The sequence below is a fragment of the Pseudomonas fluorescens genome (genome assembly GCF_900636825.1).
Classification (GTDB): Bacteria; Pseudomonadota; Gammaproteobacteria; order Pseudomonadales; family Pseudomonadaceae; genus Aquipseudomonas; species Aquipseudomonas fluorescens_BG.
Genome location: NZ_LR134318.1, coordinates 1,583,701 through 1,610,398, shown reverse-complemented (window position 1 = coordinate 1,610,398; position 26,698 = coordinate 1,583,701). Strand labels below are relative to the sequence as shown.

General features: G+C 59.2%; 12 protein-coding genes and 1 pseudogene. 8 read left to right on the top strand and 5 right to left on the bottom strand.

What is annotated here, in order from left to right; all coding sequences use genetic code 11:
• Positions 1-99: 99 nt before the first annotated feature.
• Positions 100-534: a MarR family transcriptional regulator gene (locus EL257_RS07345; RefSeq protein ID WP_122593286.1), complete on the bottom strand. Its 435-nt coding sequence runs from the start codon at positions 532-534 to the stop codon at positions 100-102.
• 182 nt (positions 535-716) lie between these two features.
• Positions 717-2,846, bottom strand: coding sequence for a DNA helicase RecQ (gene recQ / locus EL257_RS07340; protein ID WP_126361141.1), 2,130 nt, complete (start codon positions 2,844-2,846; stop codon positions 717-719).
• Positions 2,847-3,243: 397 nt separating this feature from the next.
• On the opposite strand from recQ, the gene EL257_RS07335 reads away from it, so the two are divergent.
• The 4 genes from EL257_RS07335 to EL257_RS07320 all read left to right on the top strand — a co-directional run bounded on the left by EL257_RS07335 (position 3,244) and on the right by EL257_RS07320 (position 10,540).
• The gene (locus EL257_RS07335) at positions 3,244-3,831 is read left to right on the top strand and encodes a YecA family protein (protein ID WP_016771143.1); all 588 of its coding nucleotides are present in this window, start codon (positions 3,244-3,246) and stop codon (positions 3,829-3,831) included.
• Positions 3,832-3,841: 10 nt separating this feature from the next.
• A complete protein-coding gene (locus EL257_RS07330; protein ID WP_126361139.1) occupies positions 3,842-4,237 on the top strand; it encodes a YbaN family protein in 396 nt (131 codons plus the stop codon).
• A gap of 147 nt (positions 4,238-4,384) precedes the next feature.
• Positions 4,385-7,393 (top strand): Ig-like domain-containing protein, encoded by a 3,009-nt coding sequence (locus EL257_RS07325; protein ID WP_126361137.1) that lies wholly within the window; start codon positions 4,385-4,387, stop codon positions 7,391-7,393.
• A 216-nt stretch (positions 7,394-7,609) separates the two neighbouring features.
• Positions 7,610-10,540 carry a hypothetical protein gene (locus EL257_RS07320; RefSeq protein WP_126361135.1) on the top strand — a complete coding sequence of 977 codons (2,931 nt, stop codon included), beginning with the start codon at positions 7,610-7,612 and terminating at the stop codon, positions 10,538-10,540.
• 265 nt (positions 10,541-10,805) lie between these two features.
• On the opposite strand, the gene EL257_RS07315 is transcribed toward EL257_RS07320, so the two are convergent.
• Positions 10,806-17,954: a retention module-containing protein gene (locus tag EL257_RS07315; RefSeq protein WP_126361133.1), complete on the bottom strand. Its 7,149-nt coding sequence runs from the start codon at positions 17,952-17,954 to the stop codon at positions 10,806-10,808.
• A 532-nt stretch (positions 17,955-18,486) separates the two neighbouring features.
• Between EL257_RS07315 and EL257_RS07310 the strand changes: the two genes are divergently transcribed.
• The 3 genes from EL257_RS07310 (at position 18,487) to EL257_RS07300 (ending at position 23,815) form a co-directional block, all read left to right on the top strand.
• Entirely contained in the window at positions 18,487-19,845 is a 1,359-nt protein-coding gene (locus tag EL257_RS07310) for a TolC family outer membrane protein (RefSeq protein WP_126361131.1), read from the top strand.
• Between the two features lie 222 nt (positions 19,846-20,067).
• Positions 20,068-22,227, top strand: a complete 2,160-nt coding sequence (locus EL257_RS07305) for a type I secretion system permease/ATPase (protein WP_126361129.1) — start codon at positions 20,068-20,070, stop codon at positions 22,225-22,227.
• 226 nt (positions 22,228-22,453) lie between these two features.
• Positions 22,454-23,815 carry an HlyD family type I secretion periplasmic adaptor subunit gene (locus EL257_RS07300; protein WP_126361127.1) on the top strand — a complete coding sequence of 454 codons (1,362 nt, stop codon included), beginning with the start codon at positions 22,454-22,456 and terminating at the stop codon, positions 23,813-23,815.
• Between the two features lie 144 nt (positions 23,816-23,959).
• Here the strand turns inward: EL257_RS07300 and EL257_RS07295 are convergent.
• Positions 23,960-24,552, bottom strand: a pseudogene (locus EL257_RS07295) (tRNA-uridine aminocarboxypropyltransferase).
• A gap of 6 nt (positions 24,553-24,558) precedes the next feature.
• Complete coding sequence (locus tag EL257_RS07290) at positions 24,559-25,452, bottom strand: LysR family transcriptional regulator (RefSeq protein WP_007956593.1); 894 nt, start codon at positions 25,450-25,452, stop codon at positions 24,559-24,561.
• Positions 25,453-25,747: 295 nt separating this feature from the next.
• On the opposite strand from EL257_RS07290, the gene speB reads away from it, so the two are divergent.
• Positions 25,748-26,698, top strand: coding sequence for an agmatinase (gene speB / locus EL257_RS07280; protein WP_064388313.1), 951 nt, complete (start codon positions 25,748-25,750; stop codon positions 26,696-26,698).

The window sequence follows — 26,698 nt, the reverse complement described above, 5'->3', positions numbered from 1 at the left end:
TTCTATGCGTTCGCACATCCGGTACGAACACGATATTGCCCAGTAGTTCTTATAGTCGGCTCAGCGCGATCTCTCAAAGATTCGGCACGGGGTTGTGCCTCAAGATTTTTCCAGATTGCCCAGGATGTGCCCGTGAACGCGCATGCACACCTTCAAATCCGCTTCGTCGACGCCGTCGAATAATTCATGACGCAGCTGCGTGGCAATGGTTTCGATTTGTTCGATCAGCGGCAGCGCCGGGGCACAGAGGACGATTTTTTTCGCCCGACGGTCTTCCATTACGGACTGGCGTTGCACCAGACCTTGGCTTTCCAGACTATCGAGCAAGCGTGCAAGGGTCGGACCCTCGACGCCGACGCTCTGCGCCAGCTCACGTTGGGTCGGTGCTTCCTCGAAGCGCGCCAGATGCAGCAGCACCAGCCAGCGTGCCTGAGACAATCCCAGGCCGGCGAGTCGGCGATCCAGTTCAGCGCGCCAGCCACGGGACATCTGGGCCAGTTGCATGCCAAAGCGGTGTTGATCGGTTAACGGCATAAAACACTCACGGTTAGACTGAAATACGGAGAATCTAATTATTAGCCAGCTAAGCATGAGCCGCAGTTATAGGCAAGCGTGGCTCTGTACTGAATCGTTACAACTGTGCTCCGATCAAAAGCTGCTCTCGCCACGAGACCGGGAGGTGGGCAATCGACGTTCAGATAAGGCGCAAAGCCGAGTTACATTTCGAACTCGGATTGCAACGCTGCCCGCACACAATAAAGCACGCCTTCTGGCACCCGCCCGGCAAACAACTCGGCCACTTCGGCCACCGATGGCAGTTCACCCTCGCCATCAAGAAACGCGTCCTGCACCTCGCCCATCAGGTCTTCGGGCAAATCCAGCGCCTGCTCCAGCGACAATTGCTGTTTGCCGATCGCCTCGGCAAGCATGGTGTAAACGTTCTTCTCCGAGCATTGCAGTTGCCCGGCGATTTGCAGCGGCGTCATCCCGGCGCGGGCCAGGGTAATCAGTTCGTGACGGACATCGGCCACCACTTTCGGCGCCTCGGCCTCGCCACCGAGCACTTCGAGGAAGGCATCGCCATAACGCTCGAGCTTGCGCGCACCGACACCGCTGACCCGTGCCATTTCCGCCAGGGTCGTCGGCTGGCTGCGGAGCATTTCCAGCAGCGTGGAATCGGGGAAGATGACGTAAGGCGGCACGCCATGTTCTTCGGCGAGTTTGCGGCGCAGGGCGCGTAGCGCTTCCCACTGTTCGCGTTCTTCGCCGCGCACCAATTGGCTCGCCTGGCTCTTGCTGCCACTTTTGGCCGTAACCTGCGGCTTCAGATCGCGGCGCAGCTCCAGCGTCACCTCGCCTTTAAGCAAAGGCCGGCAGCTGTCGTTGAGGCGCAAACCGCCATACCCTTCGTGATCGACATCCGCCAGGCCACGGGCCACCAATTGGCGGAACAGGGACCGCCATTCGCTTTCGCTCAGCGCCGTGCCGACACCATACACCGACAGGTGCTGATGGCCGAAGCTGCGGATCTTTTCGTTGTCCTTGCCCAACAGCACGTCGACCAGATGACCGACGCCATACCGCTGACCGGTGCGAAAAATCGCTGACAGCGCCTGCCGCGCCGGTTCGGTGGCGTCCCAGGTTTGCACGCCGTCGACGCAATTGTCGCAATGGCCGCACGGCTCGGGCATGTCCTCGTCGAAATACGCCAGCAGGGTCTGACGGCGGCACCGCGTTTCTTCGCACAGCGAGAGCATGGCATCGAGTTTGTGCTGCTCCAGACGCTTGTGGCGCTCGTCGCCTTCGGAGTTTTGCAGCATCTGCTTGAGCATCACTACGTCTTGCAGACCGTAGGCCATCCAGGCATCCGCCGGCAGACCGTCACGGCCACCGCGACCGGTTTCCTGGTAATACGCCTCAAGGGATTTCGGCAGATCGAGGTGCGCGACGAAACGCACGTTGGGCTTGTCGATGCCCATGCCGAACGCCACGGTGGCGACCATGATCAAACCTTCTTCATTGAGAAAGCGCTTCTGGTGATAGGCGCGCAGATCGTTGGGCAAACCGGCGTGATAAGGCAGCGCCGGAAAACCCTGCTCACTGAGGAACGCGGCCACTTCTTCGACCTTCTTGCGCGACAGGCAATAGACGATGCCGGCGTCGCTGCGCCGCTCGGCGAGGAACGCCAGCAACTGTTTGCGCGGCTGCTCTTTCGGCACGATGCGATAGAAAATGTTCGGGCGGTCGAAACTCGACAGGAAGCGTTCAGCATTTTGCAGGTGCAGGCGATCGACGATTTCTTCCCGGGTGCGCTTGTCGGCGGTCGCGGTGAGGGCGATCCGCGGCACATTGGGAAACAGCTCGGCCAATTGGCCCAGTTGCAGGTATTCGCGGCGGAAGTCGTGACCCCACTGCGACACGCAATGCGCTTCGTCGATGGCGAACAGCGCAATCTCCAGGCTTTGCAGAAATGCCAGCATGCGCGGCTGAACCAGACGCTCCGGCGCCAGATACAGCATCTTCACTTCGCCACGCTTGATTCGCGCGGCGAGGTCACGTTGCTGCTCGGCACTCAACGTGGAGTTCAGCGCGGCGGCGGCGACACCGAGTTCTTCCAGGGTGGCGACCTGATCGTCCATCAGGGCGATCAACGGCGAAACCACCACCGCCAGCCCGTCGCGCAACAGTGCCGGCACCTGGAAACACAGGGACTTGCCGCCGCCCGTAGGCATCAGCACCAGTGCATCACCGCCACTGGCCACGCGCTCAATGATTGCACCCTGACGGCCACGGAAACTGTCGTAGCCGAAGATGTCCTTGAGGACGCGTTGAGCCTGTTCGAGCATAGAAACTCCAGAAATCTACCGATACTTCCCTGCTCAGGCTGGTTCAGAACAGCCACGGCTGCTTAAACAAAACGTAAGAGCGCATTGCATGACAAGCGCAATGCGGGCAGGGATCGCAAAACGCGGCAGTATACCCGAGGCCTCTCGTGCGCAGGGTGCCGCTGATAAGACACTGATAAACCTGCCACACACAAAACCGTGTGGGAGCGAGCCTGCTCGCGAAGGCGGTGTGTCAGGTTCGATTGCATTGACTGGACCGGCGCCTTCGCGAGCAGGCTCGCTCCCACATGGACTTGTATACCGTCCAGCAATTGCGGCAAATCTGCCTTGCGGCTGGCTAGAGCGCGCAAGAAGGCCTAGAATTCCCGCATTGTTTATTCCCCAAGGTAGCCCCGTAATGTCCTTCGCTGAGCAACTGACCCGCCTGCAAGTCTTTCTCGACGCCGACGAGCTGCACGACGAGGCGCTGGATTATGTGGCCGCTCACGGTTACCTGACCGCGCTGTCGATCTGCTCCGAAGACGTACCGGAGCGTGAATGGATCGACGCCCTGTTCGCTGAGGAACCGCATTACACCGACGAAGCCCAGCGCGCCGAAATCGAAGCCACGCTGATTGGCCTCAAAGCGCATATCGCTCGTCAACTGGCCTCGGATGAAGAATTCGAATTGCCCTGCGAACTGGATCTGGGCGAAGAGCCGGACGACTCCGAACTGCGCGGCTGGTGCATCGGTTTCATGGAAGGCGTGTTCCTGCGTGAAGCCGCCTGGTTCGAAACCGCTGAAGAAGAAGTCAGCGAAATGCTCCTGCCGATCATGGTCGGTTCGGGTCTGTTCGACGAACAGCCTGAATTCGAAGACATCGCCAAAGATGCCAACCTGATGGACGACATGATCGTGCAGATCCCGGAAGCCCTGACCGCGCTGTACCTGCTGTGCCAGGCACCCGACGAAAAACCGGCGATCCTCAAACCACGCCACCACTAAGACCCGGCCTATGGACAACCCCATAGGCAACCGCCCCCTGATGTTGCGCTACGTCCTGCTGGCCATCGGCTGGCTCAGCGTCGCATTGGGGGTGATCGGCATCTTCCTGCCCGTCCTGCCTACCACGCCTTTCCTCCTGCTGGCTGCCGCCTGTTTTGCGCGCAGTTCTCCACGTTTCTACAACTGGCTGGTCGAGCATCCCCGGCTTGGTCCGTGGATACGTGGCTATCTCGATGGCAATGGGATTCCACTGAAAGGAAAGGTCTACGCGATCGGGCTGATGTGGGCGAGCATTCTGTTCTCTTGTTATCTGGTGCCTATGCCGTGGGCGCGGGGTTTTATGCTGACCAGTGCGGTGCTGGTTACCGTGTATATTCTGCGACAAAAAACCCTGCGAAAGCCCTAGCTGTAGATACCCGCTCTGACTACCGTTCGTCCAAAACCTTCCTTTACCTGTCAGATATGACAGTAGGCACCGATCCCTGCCGGCGTTCTAATCATTTTCCACCGATGCCCGCCCCTCCCGGAGCATTTTTAGGAAAGGAACGTCGCCATGAACAGCCCCATCACCAATGCTGATGCCTCTGCCATTTCCCAAGTCGTGGTGTTCCCGCCCGAGCCTGGTATCGGTGTTTTGGGCGTCGCCCCGCCTCTGCCGATCGGTTACAAATTGCAGGAGGACGGGGCGCTGGGCGTCAACATTCACATGGTTCAGGGCGACCGCGATGGCCTGTTGGTCTACATCCTCGCGTACACGAACATGGCCGAGGGGGATGCCATCGAAGTGTTTATCGACACGGCGAACGCGCCGGTAGCCAAATTCACCGTTACCGACGCGCATTTCGATGACCAGGGATTGGCGAAAAACATCCCCTTCTGCATCTCCGCCACAGATATGGCCTCCCGATTCGACGCATCTGGCACAGACAACAAAAAATTCTGGTATGAAGTGACGCGTGTCAGCGGCAATACCACTGAGAGCTCGCCTCCTGTAGCACTTTTCTACAAATACCCGGCCCCTGGCGAAGCAGACACCGACGGCGGTATGCCCTTTAACCAAGGCCTCAAGCTGCCCGTGTCCTCGGAAAGTTTCATTGACAAGACGGTGGTAAGTGAAGGCCTGTACGTGACCGTGCCGGAGTACTTCAATCAATTTATCGGCGACATTGTTGTCCTGGCATTCGGGTCGCTGACGCTGGAAGCCGAAGTCACTGCATTGGGGGATGTGTTCTTTGACTTGTCGTCCGATCAGCTGGCGACACTGCCGCCGACCAACAGCCTGACGGTGCGTTATCAGATATTCGACACCGTGGAAAACTCCAGCGGCTGGTCCGATGCTCTCGTATTGCCGTTCAAGCCGGGAGTTCTGCTGCTAAGAGCGCCGATTTTCACACAGGCCGATCCAGCCGACGACCTGCATCATGACTGGTTGATCGGCGGCCCAACGACCGTTCTCGTTACGGACGTATTTGCCGTCGATGACGTGATCAATCTTACTTTGCAGGGATACACAAAATGGGGCGACCCTGTCGCGCATGTTTATACGAAAAAGATGGGAGTCGCTGCGAGGAGCGTGGAATTCGAAGTAGAGAATGAGCGGATACGCAATTTGATCGGCGGATGTCTGCGCGCTACTTATGAGCGGGTCAAGGGCACCACAAAACACCTGTCGAAACCGGCCGAAGTTAGGATCCGCGGCACCTCCCAGCCACTTGGCCTGCCCGTCGTGGAACCGCTGGTGGACGAAACACTTCCGGTCGACACTCCTGAGGCGACGGTGCATGTGGCCGCTTACTGGCCATTGAAACCAGGTGCCAAGGTCGGTTTACGTTGGCAAGCTACGGACAATGACGGGATCAGCGCGCTGTTCATTTTCCAGTTGATCGTCGCCGACCCCAGCCAACCTGTCGTATTCAAAGTCCCGGCCAAATACATCTCGCCTTACGCCAATCAGCCCTTGATTGTTCAAAACACCATTACCAATCTGGGTGAAATGGAAGTCGCCTCGCAGTTGCTGGAATTGAAATTCGGCGCTCCGGTAGAGATAGTGTTGTCACCACCCTTCCCGGTGGAACCCGCCACTGTTTTGATCGACCCTCTCGGCCAGCTTCCGACGATACGCGTAAAATTTCCCGCCGCGCAGCCGCAAGACCGGGCGAGGCTGATTCAAAGGCAGGCCCAGCCCGGTTCGCAAACGTTCCCGGCGAAGCTCCTGAACCAGAATCATCAAGCCAACTTTGTTTTAGAGAGGCCACTATTGGTCGCCAGCCAAGGCACAAGCCTCCAGTTGGCCTGGAATCTGCGGCGCAACGAACAACGGATTGCCACTTCCCCAGCCGTCGAGATTGTAGTCAAGGCGATCGCACAAGAAGACGAGAGGCTTCCCACACCGCACATTACCAACATCGACGGTGTCATAGACGTCATCAACTTGAGCAACGGGAATTTACTGGCAGTGGAGGAATGGCCCGGACAAACCCCCGAACAGCCTTTATTCCTGTCCTACGAGGGTATCGATCTAGCAGGCAACGCGGTTCGCTTCGATGACCTGGAGGGCGTAGCTTCCGGTCAGGAAAAAGGCTTGCACAGACCGCTACCGCTCGAGTGGTTGAAGAAACTCAAGAATGAATCCGAATTAAGCATTACGTTCAGCGTGGTCTTTCGACGTGGCGCACAACCGGTAATGTTCCCGAAGCAAAACTATCTGGTGCATTCGCTGATCGAACTCCAACCACTGATCACTTCGGTGAAAACTCCCCAGAACGTTGATATTCCCCATAACAGTCCGACCATTGCCACCAGCGTAGTGATATCAGGAACGGCAAGCGCCAATCAACACGTGCAGATTCTGGTCGATGACGAACCGAAAGTGACGCTGACCACTGACGCCAGCGGTCAATTCATTTCCCAAAGTTTGTCAGGTTTTGTCTACGACAGGGCAACCCACATCCGGATCAAAGCTTTATATGGCAGCCAGCAATTGTCACCTCTTCGTTCATTCACCGTGCACCGCCCCCTTCAGGCGAACATGACGGTAATCAACTTGAACGGCTACAGGGTATATACCGGATGGCCAGAAACAGGACGAGACTTCCCGGGCAATACGCAATCTCTGCAAGTTTTCCACGGTGTCATACCTATCAAATACTCTTCCAGTAATCCATCCGTGGCGACCGTAGATACTAACGGCAAAATTACCGGACTTCGCTGGGGTAGTGCTTACATCACAGTTCAAGACAGATTCCACTCAATCAATGTGCTGGTCAATGTTAGCAACGTCTACATGTTGGAAATGGGTAAAGATCGGGTCAACTACGCACAATCAATCAACTGGATAAATAGCGTTCCGGGAGCGATCCCTTTAAACCATGCCATGAACAGTATGGAAGTGGTCTATGGCCCATCGGGAGGCTGGCCATTGCCAAGCAACGGAATTTTGAGGATGTGCATGACGTCAGGGTGTCCAGCCGGCACCAGCCAGGTCTGGTTCGTTCCCACGGGTATCGTATGCGATCCGGGTCAAAGTACGCCATTAATGGCGCTGGTTCTCATCCCCTACTGACGACGGGTTTAAGTGCTTCAGCAGAGGCAGCTAACTGAGAGGCGCAGATCGCGCGAGTTTGAAACGATCAGACTCGCATAGAACTGAGTCTACCACTCGTCCGAAAACCGCTTACACCTGTCAGATATGACAGTAGGCAGCATCCATCGTCGGCGTTTTAATCATTTTTCCATCAATGCCACGCCCTCCCGGGCGGTTCTGTAAAGGAACGTCGCCATGAACAGCCCCATCACCAATGCTGATGCCTCTGCCATTTCCCAAGTCGTGGTGTTCCCGCCCGAGCCTGGTATCGGTGTTTTGGGCGTCGCCCCGCCTCTGCCGATCGGTTACAAATTGCAGGAGGACGGGGCGCTGGGCGTCAACATTCACATGGTTCAGGGCGACCGCGATGGCCTGTTGGTCTACATCCTCGCGTACACGAACATGGCCGAGGGGGATGCCATCGAAGTGTTTATCGACACGGCGAACGCGCCGGTAGCCAAATTCACCGTTACCGACGCGCATTTCGATGACCAGGGATTGGCGAAAAACATCCCCTTCTACATCTCCGCCACAGATATGGCCTCCCGATTCGACGCATCTGGCACAGACAACAAAAAATTCTGGTATGAAGTGACGCGTGTCAGCGGCAATACCACTGAGAGCTCGCCTCCTGTAGCACTTTTCTACAAATACCCGGCCCCGGGCGAAGCAGACACCGATGGCGGTATGCCCTTTAACCAAGGACTCAAGCTGCCCGTGTCCTCGGAAGGTTTCATTGACAAGACGGTGGTAGGTGACGGCCTGTATGTGACCGTTCTGGAATACTTCAACCAATCCATCGGCGACATCGTGGTCTTGGCGTTTGGCTCGCTGACGCTGGAAGCCGAAGTCACTGCGCCGGGTGATGTGGTTTTCGAGCTGACGCCCGACATGCTGGCCACGCTGGCATCGACGAACACTTTGATGGTGCGTTACGAAATAATTGATCGAGTGGAAAATACCAGCGGCTGGTCCGATGCGCTTGTACTGCCGTTCAAGCCCGGCGTTATTTTGCTCGCCGCGCCTGTCTTTTTAGAGGCGGACTTTAACGACGTCATCGATCATGACGCCCTCGAGGGTTTTGCGAAGGTAGAAGTCAGCGGCAAATTTACCAGCAGCGACCTGATAGAGCTCACCTTGCAAGGCCACGCGAAAGGAGGTGAAGCGGTTACTCACACTTTTCGTAAAACGCTATTGGTCGATGCGAGAGAAATCAGCTTTGAAATCGACAACGAGTGGATACGCAACCTCATCGGCGGCTCACTGAGTGCCACTTACACACTGACCAGGGCGGGGAAAATTCAGCCGTCCAAACAGGCTGACGCGAGGATCCGCGGCACCTCTCAACCGCTGGGTCTGCCAGTCGTGGAACCGCTGATAGACAACACACTTCCGGTCGACACACCTGAGGCGACGGTGCATGTGGCCGCTTACTGGCCACTGAAGGCTGGCGCCAAGGTCGAATTGCGCTGGCAAACCACGGATAAGGACGGCATAGGCGCGCTTTTCATCTTCCAGGTGATCGTCGCCGAGCCCAGCAAACCGGTGGTCTTCAAAGTCCCGGCCAGATACATCTCACCTTACGCCAACCAGCCTTTGCTGGTTCAAAACACGATTACCAATCCGGGTGAAATCGAGGTCACCTCGCAATTGCTGGAATTGAAGTTTGGCGCAGCTGCCAAAATCGAACTACTGGCACCTTTCCTGGTGAAACCGGCAGTCAGTCCGATCGATGTAATGATCTCTCAGGACGGGGTGGTCGTGCGGGTCGAGCATCTCGGGGCGATAGAAGGGGACAAGGCGCGGTTAGTTGAAGTCAACGCGCCTGCCGGGGAACCACCCTTTGAGTTGAAGTTATTCAACAACAACCAACGCACCAACACACTCCTGACCCAAGCGTTTCTCGCCGCCAGACACGGCCGCACGGATGTGCGGTTACGCTGGAACTTGAACCGAGGTGGCCAGCAGGTGGACCAATCCCCAATTCTCACCGTCGAAATAAAGAAAATTGAAAACGAGGACGTGCGGTTTCCCATGCCAGTGGTTGCCGGCCAGACCGGGCAAGTACTGGATATCACGTCATTAAGAGCAACGGATAACTTGACCATCGATCCTTGGATCGGCCAACGGGTCAGGCAGCCGGTCTGGCTAAGCTACGGTGGAACAGGCAATGACGGAAAACCGGTCCAGGACACGGTGTGGAACGGCCAGCCACTCGAATCCGCATCAGGGGTTAAAGTTCCCGTGAATCTACAATGGTTACGCGGGCTCAAGGATGGTAGCGAGGTGACGATCAGCTTTTGGGCAAGCATGAGTGACAAGCCTGAATTGGCAACAGCTGTGCTTTTTCCTGTTCGCAGGTATGCGGTCAAGTCTTTGATACTCACCGCACCCCAGCTGTTGCATTTGCCGTCGCAAAATCTAAACGTTGATGACATCCCTGACACAGGTATTGATATCCAGGTGCCAGCTTATAGCGGTATGTCCGCGGGACAAACTGTGATTGTGCACTTACAAGGTTCCGGACAAAGCCACTCCACATTTCCCCAGACCGTAGCAAGTGTTACTCCTTTGACCTTTTCAATACCCCGTTCAGTCTGCATCGCCAATGCCGGTCGCCGGGTTGAAGTCACCTATCTGGTCAATAACCAGCTCCGCTCACCTGAGCTGTCGTTAAGTTTTCTGCCGGATACCTGGCGCGACTCAGACGGAGATTTGAGCCGCTGGGCGTTCGGACCCGCCTCAAGTACCGCCAGGTTCGTCTACGGTTATTACGAGAATTACACTTACGGTGCAGGAGGAAATTCGGGCGTGTTACTCAGTCAAACGTTCCAATTCAGTGCTGCGAGAACTTACCGGCTGGGCTATAGCGTTGCGAATGTTAGTCCGCAACCCGATAACCTTCCGCCGGTGATAAGCGCCAGATTTTCTTCCGGAGTGCCCATTTTCCCCCCATTCACCGTCCCGAGGACAAGTCAGTATTATCCGCAGACGACGACTTTCAGAGTGCAAAGTAGCGGCACTCACACAATCCAGATTGTGAATCATGAAGACCGGGGCGGCTACGGCGGGGCCCAAGGCGGAAACGACTTCCAAATTGCCAATATCTTTGTGCAGAGGCTTTGAAGTCTGCCGATTGGCCTAAGCGCGTTGTTGGGGATCGCGCAGTTGATCATCCTCGAGTGAATGGCGGCAGTCAGGCAGGCGTGACAGAAACATATCCCCTGTAGGAGCTGCCGCAGGCTGCGATCTTTTGACGTTGCGTGTTTGTTTAAATCAACGTCAAAAGATCGCAGCCTTCGGCAGCTCCTACAGTGCCTGCGTTCAGACAGAAAAAACCCGCCGCCTCGAATCAATCGGGACGGCGGGTTTTGTCGTTTCCGACCTCAGATCAAACCGTATCCACCTTCAACGAATGATCATTCAGCATGCCGCTGATGATCGTCGCTGTGTCGTGGCCGCTGGCAATCATCCCGCCTGCGCCCGGAGTGACGCCATAGTGGCTGGCGAGGTTGACGCCGGCCAGGTCGATGGTCTGGTTTGGCGCCGCGCCGGCCATGGCGCTGACGTCGATGCTGGTCATCACCGATGCGCCGCTGCCGCTGACGGTGAAGTGCAGGTAATCGTCCAGCGACGAGGGAGTGCCGTTTTCGCCTTGCAGCAGTTGCGACAGGTCGAGTTTGTCGATGCCGGGGTTGAAGTCGGTTATCAGGTCGTGGCCGCTGTTGCCCTTGAGCCACTCGAAGGTGTCCGCCCCTGCGCCGCCGGTCAGGGTGTTGTTGCCCATGCCGCCGATCAACAGGTCATCGCCAGCGCCGCCGTTGAGGAAGTCGTTGCCGAGGCCGCCGTTGATCACGTTGTTATTGCCGTCGCCGGTCAACGAGTCGTTGAAGTTCGAACCGATGAGGTTTTCGATTCCGGTCAGGGTATCCGTCCCGGCACCGAGGGTGTTTTGCCCGGTGAGCAGGCTGAGGTTGACCGTGACCCCGGCGGTCGCGTGGGCATAGCTGGCGGTGTCGAGGCCGCTACCACCGTCGAGCAGGTCATTGCCCAGGCCGCTGTAGAGCAAATCGTTGCCGGCGCCGCCGTGCAGTTCGTTGTTGCCATTGCCTGCGGTGAGCACGTCGTTGCCGTCACCGGCATTGATGACGTTGTTGCCGGCGCCGGCCACCAGCACGTCATCCCCTGCGGTGCCGGTCAAAGTGTGGCCGTCCTGATAACTGATGGTCACGCCTGCCGAGTCGCTGCCGCCATGATTGTCATTGGCGGTGTAGGTGCCGTAGTAGTCCGGAGTGATGTCGTGGGCTCCGGCATAGTTGAGGGTCATCGTCAGTTGATAACTTTCGGCAGCATTGGCGCCGCCCCCCGAGGTGTTGGTGATGTTGGTGATGTGGATCTGATAGACGCCATCGTTTGTCGCTGTAAGCGTCTGGCCGTCCGCGAGGGCGATCCAGCTGCCACCGTTGAGCGAATACTCCATGGCGACGTGCCCCGCCCCCAGGTTGCGGTCGAGGTTAAGGGTTTCGCCCTGACGCAGATTGACGGTGATGCGGTCTTCGTCATTGGCGTTGCTGTTGGTCACCGCGCCCAGCCAGCCACTGATCACCAGCACAGCGGTCGTCGTCGCCGCAGTGGCAGAGAACGCACTGCGCACATTGGCCAGGTTCTGGTTGGCCGCAGTATTGACGTTGGTGCCAGTAAAGTTGATTGCGCCGGAGCCTGTGAAGTCCGCCGCTTTCGACACCCAACCGGTGTTGAAACTGGTGGGCGTGGCGTTGAGCGCATCGCCGTTCGGATCGGTGTCATTGGCCAGTAGCAACTCACCCGGCACGACGATGTTGCCCGACAGCACATTGGTGATGACATGATCGTCCATCGCCACTGGCGGCGCGTTGGGAATCACTTTTACCGTCAGCGTCGAGCTGGCGAGGTCGCCGTCGTTGTCGCTGACAGTGAAGCCGACGTTTTCGGTGATGACCACCGCAGTGGTTTTCTGCGACGTGTAGCTGTACTCGCCAGTGTCGAGGTTGACCACTAACGTGCCGCTGTTGTTGGTGGCGATGCTGACGGTGTTGTTCACCGTGTTGAAGGTGCCGTGATTGGCGCCGCCGCTGGCGGTCAGCGAGCCCTGACCACTGAGCGCTTTCGGATCGTAGGTGTAAGTGGTGCCGTCGATCACGATGGATTTGATGAAACCGCCATCGGCACCGAACGAACCGCCGTCGCCGAGCAGCGAGCCGGTGACCGGTGCGCCCTGTACCGTGCCGGACAGCACCGAGTTCAGCTGGTTGAGATCGGTGACCACCACCGCATTGGTATTGGTGTGATTGATGCCGTCATAGGCCAGCGGATCGAGGTTGCCGTTGCTCACGCCACTGCCCAGGCCGATCGCATAGTTCTTGATGTTGTTGGCGTCGAGGAAGTTCTTCAGCGCGGCTTCGTCGGCGGTGCCGATGTCGCCCTCGTTGGGCTTGCCGTCGGAGAAAAAGTAGCCGACGTTCTGCGCCCCGGTGAGTTTGCCCGAGGTGTTGAACGCGCTCTGCATCACTGCCACTGCCGCATCGTAGTTGGTGCCGCCGCCGGCATTCAGCCCCGCGAGCAATGACTTCGCAGTCGCCACATCGACCCACACCGTGGTGCGGTCGGCGGCGTTGCTGCTGAAGGTCACCAACTGCACTTTGACATCGCCCAGATCGTCGTACTTGTCGAGCAAGGCGCCGATCGCCTGCTTGGCCAGAGCCAGCCGCGACAGGCCCGGCACACCGGAGGCATCGGCCATGCTGCCGGAGATGTCGAGAACGATGAGCACGTTGGAATCAATCTCTACCGCCGTCACCGACCGATCCGAGGCAACAGCTTTCGGCACGTCGTCGACGATGTTCACCACCAGCGTGCTGGTGGTGCTGTTGCCCAGCGCATCAGTGGCTTGATAGGTGAACGTTTCGCTCAGGGTGTTTGCCCCGTCGTTGGCGCTCGGCGCGGTTTTCGGCGCCGACGTCAGCGTGTAGGTGTAGGTGCCATCAGCATTGAGCTGCAGTTGCCCGTAGCTGCCGGTGGCGTTGCCGACCAGCGTGTAAGTGATCGCGCCGCTGCCACCGCTGACCGAGCCGACCAGCGTGCCGCTGGCGGTTTCGCCGGTGTTCCCCGGTTCGCTGCCGGTGACCGTGCCGGGGGCGAGATCGGCGCCATCCTTGCTCAGGTCCAGGGCTTTTTCGTAAACCGTGACGTCAGTGTCGCTTGCAGCTGTCAGGCAGCTGTTATGCACATCGATGGTGATGGTGGTGGTGCTCTCGTCCCCGTCGGAATCGCGCACGGTGTAGGTGAACACATCCACTGCGCTTGGGTCATTCACCGCGTTGGGATTGCTGTGATAGACGGCGTTGCCGTTGGCGTCCAGCGTCAGGTAGCCGTAGGTGCCGTTGATCTGGGTGTTCAACCCGCCGATGGCTGAAGTCGATGTATCGGCGCCGGCTCGCACGCCGACGATTGCGCCAGAGATCGCCGGGCCGTCAGCGCCGCCGATATCGTTATTGAGGACATTGCCGCTGACGGTGCCGCCCTCATCGACCGAAGCGGCATCCGCCCTGGCGGTCGGCAAATCATCGACGATGTTGACGTTGATCTGACCGCTGGCAGTGCTGCCGTCAGTGTCTGTGGCCACCACACTGAAGTTCTCGGTGAGGCTGTTGGCGCCGTTGGCACTCGGGTGAGCTTCGTTATCCACCAGGGTGTAGCTGTAACTCACGACACCGGTGGCCGGGTCGTAACCGGTGACGGTGAAGGTACTGCCCAGCGGCGAAACCACCGACTGCGGGAAACCGGCAGTCACGCCATTGCTGATCACCGCAATACCGCCGACGGTGAGGGTTTGCAGACCATCCTGCGCGGTGACGGTAAAGGTGCCGCTTTGGGTCAGCGCCGAAGAATTCGGGCTGGTACCGTCGCCGAGGTTTTTCTCATAAACGGTGATTTCGCCGCCCTTCGCATCGAGGCCGTCGAGGCACACCGGATCGTCGTTGTTGTGCACGTTCAACACCAGGTTGGCGGTGCTGGTGTCGCCATCGGCATCAGTCAGTGTGTAAGTGAACGTCTCGGTAGCGTTGCCGCCGCCATGCAGGTTTTTGAAATCAGCGTCGTTGGTGTCCAGCGTGTAGGTGTAGGTGCCGTTGGCGTTGAGCACCAGTTGGCCGTACGTGCCAGTGAAGGTGCCGGCAGTAATCGGCCCGGCATTCGGCCCGGTCGCCACGACATCGGCGCCTTGCACGTCGTTGCTCAGCACGTTGCCGGTGAGCGTCAGTTGATTTTCCGCAGCGTTGTTGGCGTTGCTGTCGTCCAGCGCCCGTGGCACATCATCGACAATGCTGACAACGATGTTGCTGGTGACAACGTTGCCCAGCGAATCGGTGGCCTGATAGGTGAAGGTTTCCGTCAGGGTATTGGCGCCGTTGTCGGCATGCGGCGTAGTGGTCGCCGGCGACGTCAGCGTGTAGGTGTAGGTGCCGTTGGCGTTGAGGACAATCTGCCCGTAGTTGCCGGTGGCACTGCCGACCAGCGCATAGCTGATCGCACCGACCGCGCCGGTGACCGAGCCGACCAACGTGCCGGACGCGGTTTCGCCGGGGTTGCTCGGGTCGCTGCCGATGACAGTACCGGGCGCCAGATCGGCGCCATCCTTGTTCAGATCGAGGGCTTTTTCGTAGACGCTGACGTCGCTGTCATTGACCGCTTTGAGGCAGCTGTTGTAGACGTCAATGGTGATGGTCGTGGTGCTTTCATCGCCGTCGGCATCGCGCACGGTGTAGGTGAATACATCCACCGCGCCGGGCCCGTTCACGACATTGGGATTGCTGTGATAGACCGCGTTGCCGTTGGCGTCCAGGGTCAGATAGCCGTATGTGCCGTTGATCTGCGAGTTGAGTCCGCCGATTGCCGAAGTGGAGGTGTCAGCCCCGGCACGCACGCCGACCACCGCACCCGTCACCGCCGGGCCGTCAGCACCGCCGATGTCGTTGTTCAGCACGTTGCCGCTGACGGTGTCGCCCTCCGCCACCGATGCGGCATCTGCATGCGCCGTCGGCAGATCATCGACGATGTTGACGTTGATCTGGCCGCTGGCGGTGCTGCCATCGGTGTCCGTCGCGACGACGTTGAAGTTTTCGGTGAGGCTGTTAGCGCCGTTGGCGACTGGATGGCTTTCGTTATCGACCAGGGTGTAGCTGTAGCTGACCACGCCGGTCGCCGGGTCGTATCCGGTGATGGTCAATGTGCTGCCCAGCGGCGTGACGATCGACTGCGGGAATCCGGCGGCCACACCGCCAGTGATGACGTTGATGCCGCCCACGGTGAGCGTTTGCAAGCCATCGAGGGCGCTGACGGTGAAGGTGCCGCTCTGGGTCAGCGCCGAGGAATTCGGGCTGGTGCCATCGCTGAGGTTTTTCTCGTAAACGGTGAGTTCGCCGCCGTTGACGTCCAGACCGTTAAGGACGACCGGGTCGTCATTGTTATGGATGTTCAACACCAGATTGGCGGTGCTGGTATCGCCATCGGCATCGGTGATGGTATAGGCGAACGTTTCAGTGCCGTTGCCGCCACCGTGCAGGTTTTTGAAGTCCGCGTCGTTGGTATTGAGGGTGTAGGTGTAAGTGCCGTTGGCGTTCAGAACCAGCGTGCCGTAAGTGCCGGTGAACGTACCGGGCGTTACCGGGCCGGTTGGCACGCGGTCGGCGCCCTGGATGTCGTTGGTGAGCACGTTGCCGGTCAGGGTCAGTTGAGTTTCTGACGCTGTGCCGTTGCTGTCATCGTTGGCTTTCGGCAGGTCGTCGACGATATTTACATCGAGCGTGCCGGTGGCGGTTGTGCCGTTGTCATCAACGACCGTGACCGCGAATTGCTCAGGCAAATTGTTCGCGCCGCTGGCGTTTGGATGCGCTTCGTTATCGGCCAGGGTGTAGCTGTAACTGACCACGCCCGTGGTGGCATTGAACCCGGTGATGGTCAGCGTGCTGCCGAGCGGCGTGGTGATCGATTGCGGGAAACCTGCCGCGACGCCATTGCTGACCACAGCGATTCCGCCGACGGTCAGCGTAGTCACGCCGTCCAGCGCGGTGATGGTGAACGTGCCGCTCTGCGTCAGCGCGGTCGCATCCGGGGCGCTGCCGTCGCTGAGGTTTTGTTCGTAAACCGTCAGCTCGCCGCCCGCAACGTTCAGGCCGTCGATAATGACCGGATCGTCGTTGTTGTGGATCTGCAGAACGAGATTGGCGGTGCTGGTATCGCCATCGGCATCGGTGATGGTGTAGGCGAACGTTTCAGTGCCGTTGCCGCCACCGGTCAACGCTTTGAAATCCGCGTCGCTGGTGTTCAGGGTGTAGGTGTAAGTGCCGTTGGCGTTCAGAACCAAGGTTCCGTAAGTGCCGGTGAACGTGCCGGGGGTTACCGGACCGGTTGGCACGCGGTCGGCGCCCTGGATGTCGTTGGTAAGGACGTTGCCGGTCAGGGTGAGCAAGGTTTCCGAGGCTGTGCCGTTAGCGTCGTCAAAGGCTTTGGGCACATCGTCGGTGATATTCACGTCCAGCGTGCCAGTGGCGCTGTCGCCATTGCTGTCGGTGGCGATCACGGTGAACTGTTCGCTGAGATTGTTTACGCCATCGCCGGCCGCGTGGGTTTCATTGCCGTTGAGGGTGTAGCTGTAAGTGATGGTGCCCGTCGCCGGGTTGTAACCGGTGATGGTCAGGGTGTTGCCGAGTTGCGTGGTAATCGATTGCGGGAATCCGATGGGCACGCCGCCGACAATCACATTGATGCCGCCGATGCTCAGGCTGCTCAGCCCGTCCGCCGCAGTAACGCTGAAGCTGCCGTTCTGGGTCAGTGCGCCCGGGTTGGCTGCGGTGCCGTCAGGCAAATTGGCTTCATTGAGATTCAGCTCGCCGCCCGCCGCGTCAAGGCCATTGAGGATGACCGGATTGTTCACCGGTGGCGGTGCTACCACGACAGGCGCCGGCGTATCGTCGCCATCGTCGCCATCGTCGATGTCCGCGTCGCGGCGATACTCGGGAAATTCGGGAATGCCGTTGAAGCCAGCAGTGGGGAAACCAATGATCGGATCGACTTGGCCGCCGACTTCTGTCAGCAGAACGAAGCTGTGTCCGCCGCCCAGTTCACCGGTATTGCCGGTAGGCGCGTTGGGACCTGCGGCGGTGGCTTCGGCGGTTTTGCTCGGGTCTTCACCGGCAGCGATTGCCTTCTGGATCTGCTCGACGTCGGTCAGTTGCGCCTGGCTCGGAGTCTGCGCTTCCGCCACGTTCACGGGGACAGCCTGATCGGCAAGCAACTGCCCAGTCATGGTCATGCTGCTGCCGCGACCAAGGGTCAACTCCTGGCCGTTCTGCAGCTTCACCGCCACCGCGCCTTCTGCGCCAGTGATCAGTTGATCGCCCGCATACAGGCGATCGCCCTCGAACAACGGACGCTTGATGCCGTCGCCCGCCTGAGCGAACACCTGACCAATGACTTTCGTGACCGTACCGATGAGCGTTGCCATGTGAAATCCCCCGCTGCCGACCACCGTCGGCACTGGTTCGCGAAGCAGCCCATGGCTCAATCGGGTTGTCGGAAGTGACGCTCGCACCTTCGACAGTTCGCTTCACAGGTCTCGTCTGATAAGAATTGTCAGCGCCATCAAGCACTTGCCAACCCTGTTCAGCGCATCGACCCACTCGCGCTACGTAACGGTGGTGAATCACCCGAGTGACAAAAAAATGTCGCTCATTCGCCGCTACGCGTCCCTCCCCTTCAGCAGTACTTCGCCGTGTCTCGCAAAGTGAATGGAACTTTCCTCAAGCCTTTCCGAGCTCCCTAAAGCGCATAAAACAAAGGCTTTCGAGCTGAACAATGTGCTGCTTTTGAAAAACCGCATAAGTTTTTTTTGGAATAAGCCTTATGAAAATTTTTTCTTAGCTAGGCTCTAGGATGTTCTTAGCTCTGTTGTTACAAGAGTGAAACGCTTACACCCTAATTTTACGTCAAATATTTGGCGACAGTAACACAACATTGAGATCCAGGGAGATGCACCCATGCGCGTTTTAACCCCCCTCTGCAGCGCGGTTTTGCTGGCCATGGCTTGCACTTCCCAAGCCCAGGCGATGAACCTCACCGAGGCGATTCAAAGCACCATCGCAACCCACCCGGAACTGGCTTCGCGCGTGGATGCTCGGCTGTCGGCCGATGAACAGGTCAAAGTCGCCAAGGGTGGCTTCTATCCGTCCGTCGATTTGAACGCCGCCTACGGTCGCGGCTACAGCGACAACACCAACACCCGCGCCTTCGGCAATCACAACACCGAAATTCTTACTTACACCCAATCCGAGTTGCGCCTGCGGCAGATGATTTTCGACGGTTTCAACACCGCCAACGAGGTCGAGCGCACCAAGGGCGTTTCCAACTCGCGCGCCTATTACGCGCAAGGCACCGCGCAGGACCTGGCCCTGCGCACCATCGAGGTCTATCTCGAAGTGCTCAAGCGTCGTGAGCTGGTGACGCTGGCGAAGAACAACCTGCAGGCGCACCTGCGGGTCAACGATCAGATCGGTCTGCGCACCGAGCGCGGCATCGGCAGCACGGCGGACTCCGACCAGTCGGTCGCCCGTCGCGCGCTGGCGCAAAACAACCTCGACACCGCCGAAGTCGATCTGGCCGATGCCGAATCGAATTTCTACAGCGTGGTCGGGCGCATGCCCGATGAGCTGGAAACCCCGGCGTCGACGCGCGGTGAGCTGCCGCCTGATCTGCGTGAAGCGCAGCAGAGCATGGTCGATAACAACCCGTATCTGAAATCGGCGCAGGCCGACGTGCAGTCCGCCGAAAGCCAGTATGAAGTGGCCAAGTCGCCGTTCTATCCACGCTTCGATGCAGAAGCGGCGGTGGGCGCGAACAACAACGTGCAGGGTGACGAAGGCCACGACAACGAATGGCGCGTGGGCGTGGTGATGAACTACAACCTGTTCCGTGGCGGCAGTGACAAGGCGCGTCTGGCGGCGAACGCCCACGATATCAATCAGGCCATGGACATCCGCAACAACGCCCTGCGTCAGCTCAACGAGAATATTCGTCTGGCCTGGAACGCCATGGAAAACGCGAAGAAGCAGACGCCAACCGCCCGCGAATATGCCGAAACCACCAAGCGCGTCCGCGCGGCCTATCAGGATCAGTTCGGCCTTGGTCAACGCACCCTGCTCGACCTGCTCGACAGTGAAAACGAGCTGTACAACGCCAACCGTCGCTACACCGAAATCCGCTACACCGAGGAATACTCGATGTACCGGGTGCTGGCGAATATGGGCCAGTTGCTGAGCAAACAACGGGTGGTGCTGCCGGCTGATGCGATTGCCGCGACCGAAATCAAAAACGAAGCGCGCCTGCCCGAGCTGAAATAACTCTGTGTAGGAGCTGCCGAAGGGCTGCGATCTCTTGATCTTGATGATCGTTCCCACGCTCCGCGTGGGAATGCAGCCCGTGACGCTCCGCGTCACTGGACATAGAGCGTCCTTAGAGGCGTTCCCACGCAGAGCATGGCAACGATCGAAAGATCGCAGCCTTCGCCAGCGCCTACAGGGGCTGTGTTCATCGCGTATCACCGTTCACCAGAGGCGTTCAATATGACCAGCATGGAACCCGGCGCCACCGGGGTCGATCCGCGCCTGAGCTTCGATGATCCGTTACTCGACGGTCTGTTGATTCTCTGCAAACTCCATGGCGCGACGGTCAGTCGTGCCAGCCTGAGCGCGGGGTTGCCGCTCAACAAACAACGCCTGAGCCTCGATCTGCTGCCCCGTGCCGCCGCGCGGGCCGGGTTGCAGGCGCGAATTCTGCGCCGTGAGCTGAAAGACATTTCGGCGCTCAATCTGCCGATTCTGCTGCTGCTCAATGATGGCCGCACGGCTGTGCTGCGGCGCTTGAGCGAGGACGGCAAAGCGCTGATCCTGCCCAGCGAAGCCGAGGGCGGCGAGCAATGGGTCAGCCTTGCAGAACTCAACGAACATTACAGCGGCCAAGCCCTGTTCGCCCGCCCGCGCCATGAACTTGAAGACCTGCGTTCGCCGCTGGTGCCACGGGTGCATGCGTGGTTTCGCGACACCTTGAAGCTGTCGAAATGGCTGTACAGCGACGCGATTCTCGCCAGTTTCCTGATCAACCTGCTGGGCCTGATGGTGCCGCTGTTCGTCATGCAGACCTACGACCGCGTGGTGCCGAATCAGGCGACTTCGACCCTGTGGGTGCTGTCGATTGGCTTGCTGATCGGCACCGGGTTCGAACTGGTGCTGCGCGTGGTGCGCGCGCACTTGCTCGACACCGCCGGGAAGAAAACCGATGTGATCCTTTCCGCGACTTTATTCGAGCGCATCACCGGCATGTCGATGAAGGCGCGGCCCGCGACCATCGGTGGTTTCGCGCAAAGCATTCATGACTTTCAGGGGCTGCGTGAATTTCTCACCGCCGTGACCCTGACCAGCCTGATTGATCTGCCGTTCGTCGTGTTGATGCTGGCGGTGATTGGCTTGCTCGGCGGCTGGCTGGTGGTGATTCCGCTGCTGGCGTTTCCGATCACGATCATCTTCGCCATGATCATCCAGGTGCGCCTGCGTGACACCGTGCAAAAAAGCCTGAGCCTGGGTGCCGAACGTCAGGCGGTGCTGATCGAAACCCTCGGCGGTCTGGAAACACTCAAGGCATGCAGCGCCGAAAGCGAGCGCCAACACAAATGGGAAAGCACCCACGGCGCCCTCGCCCGCCTCGACAGCCACGCGCGCAACCTCTCGGCGCTGGCCACCAACGGCACGTTGTTCATTCAGCAGTTTTCCGGGATGGCGACAATTGTCGCCGGGGTCTACAGCATCATCGCCGGCAATCTCAGCGTCGGTGCACTGGTTGCCACCTACATGCTCGGCAGTCGCGTGCTGGCACCGTTGGGGCAGATTGCCGGGCTGATCACCCGCTATCAGCAGGCGCAACTGACGATGAAAAGCACTGATGCGCTGATGGCCCTGCCGCAAGAGCGCGACGGCAAACAGCGCCCGCTGGAGCGCACACAACTGCAAGGTGCGCTGGACGTCAATGGCGTGACCTTTCACTACAACGGCCAGAGTGCACCGGCGCTGAGTAACGTCAGTTTCAGCCTGACGCCCGGCGAACGCGTGGGCATCATCGGCCGCAGCGGTTCCGGGAAAAGTACCTTGGCACGCTTGCTCATGGGCTTCTACGAACCCGAGGAAGGCCAGCTGTTGCTCGACGGTCTCGACCTGCGGCAACTGGACGTCGCTGACCTGCGCCAGCAAATCGGTTACGTCGCCCATGATCTGCCATTGCTCGCCGGCAGCCTGCGCGACAACCTGACCCTCGGCGCCCGTTACATCAGCGATGCGCGCATGCTCGAAGTGGCAGAGTTGACCGGCGTGACCGAACTCGCCCGCCAGCATCCGCAGGGGTTTGATCGGCCGGTCGGGGAACGCGGGCAACTGCTTTCCGGTGGCCAGCGTCAGGCCGTGTTGCTCGCGCGATCGCTGTTGCTCGATCCGCCGATCATGCTGCTCGACGAACCCACCAGCGCCATGGACAACAGCAGCGAAGATGCGCTGCGCCAGAAGCTGCATGGCTGGGTCCAAGGCAAAACCTTGCTGCTGGTCACTCACCGCACCTCGATGCTCAGCCTGGTAGACCGCTTGCTGGTGCTGGACAACGGCCGGGTCGTCGCTGACGGACCGAAAGAAGCGGTCATCGATGCACTGCGCAAGGGCCGTGTCGGCTCGGCGGCAGTATGAATGCACAGAGATTATTGATGGCACGCACAAAACCTGTGGCGAGGGGATTTATCCCCGATGGGTGCGCAGCGCTCATAAAATTTTTGGGGCTGCTGCGCAACCCATCGGGGATAAATCCCCTCGCCACAGGAAAGTTGTCTGGCTGCGGGGAAACTCTCTGGCCACGATAGTTGGGACACTGATTTGCCACCCAGTTTGATGTTTCTTAATTGAGGGGTATCACCCCATGTCCGCTTCTTCGCAACACAAGCCTCGCGGCTATTTCGACAGTTTCGGCAAAAGCGCCGAGGCCGAGTTCATGCCGGAAACCGCCGGCGCTTCGCTGCAGGATTCGCCGCGCAAATCACGAATTACCGTGTGGCTGGCAGCGGCGCTGCTGATCGCAGCGCTGGTCTGGGCCAAGTTTGCCGTGCTCGAAGAAGTAACCATGGGCGAAGGCAAGGCGATTCCGTCGAGCAAGGTTCAGGTGATCCAGAACCTTGAGGGCGGAATCGTCACTGAGCTTTTCGTTCGCGAAGGGCAAATGGTCAACAAGGGCGACACGTTGCTGCGCCTGGATGACACGCGGTTTCGCTCGAACAAGGGTGAAAGCGAAGCTGATCGCTATGCGCTGACCGCGCAAGTCGAGCGTCTGTCGGCGGAGGCCGAAGGTCGGCCGTTCAAGCTTTCCGCTGAAGTGACCGCCAAGGCGCCGCAAGTCGCCGAAGACGAGCGCTCGCTGTACGAACAGCGCCAGCGCCGGCTCGCCAGCGAGCAGCGCACACTGAGCGAACAGCTGCGGCAGAAAACCCAGGAGCTGGCGGAGTTTCGTTCCAAGCAGGGCCAGTTCAGTTCCAGCCTGGCATTGCTGCAACAAGAGATGAACATGTCCGAGCCATTGGTGAAAACCGGCGCCGTCTCGCCGGTGGAAATCCTCCGGCTCAGACGCAGTGCGGTGGAGATTCGCGGCTCGCTGAATGCGACGACACTGGCGATTCCCCGCGCCGAATCGGCCATTGCCGAGATTCGCAGCAAGATCGACGAATCCGAGCAAACCTTCCGCTCGGAAGCGGCTAAAGAGCTGAATGAGAAACGCACCGACCTGTCGAAAATCACCGCGTCGAGCATCGCCATCGACGACCGCGTCAGCCGCACCACGGTGACGTCACCGGTGCGCGGGGTGATCAAGCAAATGAAGGTCAACACCATTGGCGGCGTAGTCCAGCCGGGCAGCGACATGGTCGAAATTGTGCCATTGGAAGATAACCTGCTGATCGAAGCCAAGGTCCGCCCGCAAGATGTCGCGTTCCTGCATCCGGGCCAGAAGGCGATGGTCAAGTTCAGCGCTTACGACTACACGATTTATGGCGGGCTGAGCGCCAAGCTCGAGTTGATCGGCGCCGACACGATTACCGATGATAAGGGCAACAGCTTCTACCTGATTCAGGTGCGCACCGATAAAAACCACCTGGGCGGCGATGTGAAACCACTGCTGATCATTCCGGGAATGGTGGCGACGGTGGACATTATTACCGGTGAAAAAAGTGTGCTGGATTACCTGCTCAAACCGGTGCTGAAAGCGCGGACCGAGGCGATGCGCGAACGCTAGTCACCTCTGGATTTTGTGGTGATTTGACTGGCCCTATCGCTGGCAAGCCAGCTCCCACAGAGTCCGTGTCGACCACAAAACCTGTGGACACCTCAGAACCTGTGGGAGCTGGCTTGCCAGCGATGGGGCCAGCTACAACAACGGCTATTTTTCAGCATGATTACGCTGAAAGGTCTCCTCCCCCATCGCCGCAATCTGTCCTTCGATCAGCGCTCCGGCTTCAGTAACGGAGCAAACGTGTATGGCGCTTCGAGGGTTTCGAGCGCCTGCACAATCGCCTCAATCGTCGACAACGCCCCCGGCCCCGGAGCCTTGCGCAATCGATAACGCGACACGCCGCCCTCAGCCAATGTCACCCGTGGCAATGCCGCCAACAGCGGATTGAGGTGCAACATTTTGCGCGCCTTGCGCCACGTGCCATCCGGCACCACCAGCAATAACGGCTCATCGGAGTCACTGTAAGCCTGCAAAGGCTGCGCATCCTCAGCCGGGAACAACAACCGCGCCTGATACCCCGGCCGGTTCAACAGCGCCGACAAATCCTCAAATACCTCGCCAACGATCAGCTCGGCATTGCTCAGACCCAGCGCGGCCAGTCGCGCAGTATTAAGCGCATGATTGACCTCGCTCGGATGCTGCAACAGCAACACTCGGGTGCGGCTGTCGAGGCGCGGAATCAGCGCGCACAGGCAATGTGTCTGGGGGCGCAGGCAGCGCGGGCATTGGGGTCGGGACATGATGGGTTACGCCTGATTCAATTGCGCTTTGAGCAGATCGCGAAAGGTCTGGATCAGCGGCTCGCGGCTGCGGCCACGACGCATGATCATCGAAAACGGCGCCTGATAACCGAAGGTTGCCGGCAGCAGGACGCGCAGATCGCCCTTGTCGGCCCAGGCCTGTGCGTAGTGTTCCGGCAGATAACCGATGTAAGCGCCGGAGAGCACCAGAATCAGCTGCGCCTCCATGCTCTCGACCGTCGCGGCGCTGTGCTTGAACCCATGCCGGGCCAGTTCCGCCTGGCTCCAGTAACCGCGCCCGACCATGCGTTGCTGGGTGATGACCTGCTCGGGGATCCGTCGCTCGTTGAACAGCGGATGGCGACTGCTGCAATACAGCCAGTGCTGTTCGCGGTACAGCGGCATGTACACCAGACCGCTCATGCGCGTGGAAAACGCGCCGATGGCCAGATCGAGACGGTTGTCCTGCACGCCGAGTTGCAATTCGTACGGGCTCATCACCGACAAATGCAAATGCACCGCCGGGTGTTCCTGGCTATACGCGCCGATGGCCTCGGCGAATGGCAGGGCCTTGTCGCTGACCGTCGAATCGATCACGCCCAAATTGAGCGTGCCGCGCAACTCGCCCTTGAGCGCGGCGGCGTATTGCTCGAATCCTTCAAGCTCAGCGAGCAGACGCAGGGTTTCCTGATGGAACAGCTCGCCCTTGCTGGTCAGGCTGAACCCGCCACGCCCGCGATGGCACAGCACCAGACCGAGCGCCGCTTCAAGCTGGCTCATGTAGGTGCTGATCGCCGAGGTCGACAGGTTGAGTTCCTGCTGCGCATTGGCAAAACCCTGATGCCGCACCACGCTGACGAAGATGCGCAACAGTTTCAGGTCGGGTAAAGCGTTGGCCATAAGGAGTCCACACATCATCCAATGTAGGAGCTGCCGAAGGCTGCGTTCTTTTGATCTTTGTTTTTAGGGTCAAGATCAAAAGATCGCAGCCTTCGGCAGCTCCTACAGGGGTTCATTGATGTCAACGAGTCTATCTCGGGCCTTGGCATTAGTTTAGAAAAATCTGAACTAAGTTTTTGCCCGTAGCGATTCTTCCCCGCCACTACATTTCGCATCATCGGCCCCACAGCGGCGTCCGAACCTGTGCTCAACGGCGCGCCGGCATAAATAAAACAAAGACGATGAGGCCTTACCCGTGGACAAGATTCTTCACCAACCACTGGGCGGCAACGAAATGCCGCGCTTCGGCGGCATCGCCACCATGCTCCGACTTCCCCACTTACCGACCGCTGCCGGCCTCGACGCTGCCTTCGTTGGCGTGCCGCTGGACATCGGTACTTCACTGCGCCCCGGCACTCGTTTCGGGCCGCGCGACATCCGCACCGAATCGGTAATGATCCGCCCGTACAACATGGCCACCGGCGCTGCGCCGTTCGACTCGCTGTCGGTTGCCGACATCGGTGACGTGGCGATCAACACCTTCAACCTGCTCGACGCCGTGCGCATCATCGAAGAAGCCTACGACAATATCCTCGAGCACAACGTCATCCCGATGACCCTGGGTGGCGACCACACCATCACCCTGCCGATCCTGCGCGCGATTCACAAAAAGCACGGCAAGGTTGGCCTGGTCCACATCGATGCGCACGCTGACGTCAACGATCACATGTTCGGCGAGAAGATTGCCCACGGCACCACGTTCCGTCGTGCCGTCGAAGAAGGGCTGCTCGATTGCGACCGCGTGGTGCAGATCGGTTTGCGTGCCCAGGGTTACACGGCCGATGACTTCAACTGGAGCCGCGACCAGGGCTTCCGCGTCGTTCAAGCCGAAGAATGCTGGCACAAATCGCTGGCACCGCTGATGGCCGAAGTGCGCGAGAAAGTCGGTGGCGGTCCGGTGTACCTGAGCTTCGACATCGACGGTATCGACCCGGCCTGGGCGCCTGGTACCGGCACCCCGGAAATCGGCGGTCTGACGACCATTCAGGCGATTGAGATCATTCGCGGCTGCCAAGGCCTCGACCTGATCGGTTGCGATCTGGTAGAAGTCTCGCCCGCTTACGACACCACCGGCAACACCTCGCTGCTGGCCGCCAATCTGCTGTACGAAATGCTCTGCGTACTGCCTGGCGTAGTTCACCGCTGA

What these genes read in the sequence shown, in the direction of transcription:
- EL257_RS07335 (WP_016771143.1), top strand. Translation starts at nt 3,244, where the DNA reads ATGTCCTTCGCTGAGCAACTGACCCGCCTGCAAGTCTTTCTCGACGCC.
- EL257_RS07325 (WP_126361137.1), top strand. Translation starts at nt 4,385, where the DNA reads ATGAACAGCCCCATCACCAATGCTGATGCCTCTGCCATTTCCCAAGTC.
- EL257_RS07290 (WP_007956593.1), bottom strand. Translation starts at nt 25,452, where the DNA reads ATGGCCAACGCTTTACCCGACCTGAAACTGTTGCGCATCTTCGTCAGC.
- recQ (WP_126361141.1), bottom strand. Translation starts at nt 2,846, where the DNA reads ATGCTCGAACAGGCTCAACGCGTCCTCAAGGACATCTTCGGCTACGAC.
- EL257_RS07300 (WP_126361127.1), top strand. Translation starts at nt 22,454, where the DNA reads ATGTCCGCTTCTTCGCAACACAAGCCTCGCGGCTATTTCGACAGTTTC.
- EL257_RS07345 (WP_122593286.1), bottom strand. Translation starts at nt 534, where the DNA reads ATGCCGTTAACCGATCAACACCGCTTTGGCATGCAACTGGCCCAGATG.
- EL257_RS07305 (WP_126361129.1), top strand. Translation starts at nt 20,068, where the DNA reads ATGACCAGCATGGAACCCGGCGCCACCGGGGTCGATCCGCGCCTGAGC.
- EL257_RS07310 (WP_126361131.1), top strand. Translation starts at nt 18,487, where the DNA reads ATGCGCGTTTTAACCCCCCTCTGCAGCGCGGTTTTGCTGGCCATGGCT.
- EL257_RS07320 (WP_126361135.1), top strand. Translation starts at nt 7,610, where the DNA reads ATGAACAGCCCCATCACCAATGCTGATGCCTCTGCCATTTCCCAAGTC.
- EL257_RS07330 (WP_126361139.1), top strand. Translation starts at nt 3,842, where the DNA reads ATGGACAACCCCATAGGCAACCGCCCCCTGATGTTGCGCTACGTCCTG.
- EL257_RS07315 (WP_126361133.1), bottom strand. Translation starts at nt 17,954, where the DNA reads ATGGCAACGCTCATCGGTACGGTCACGAAAGTCATTGGTCAGGTGTTC.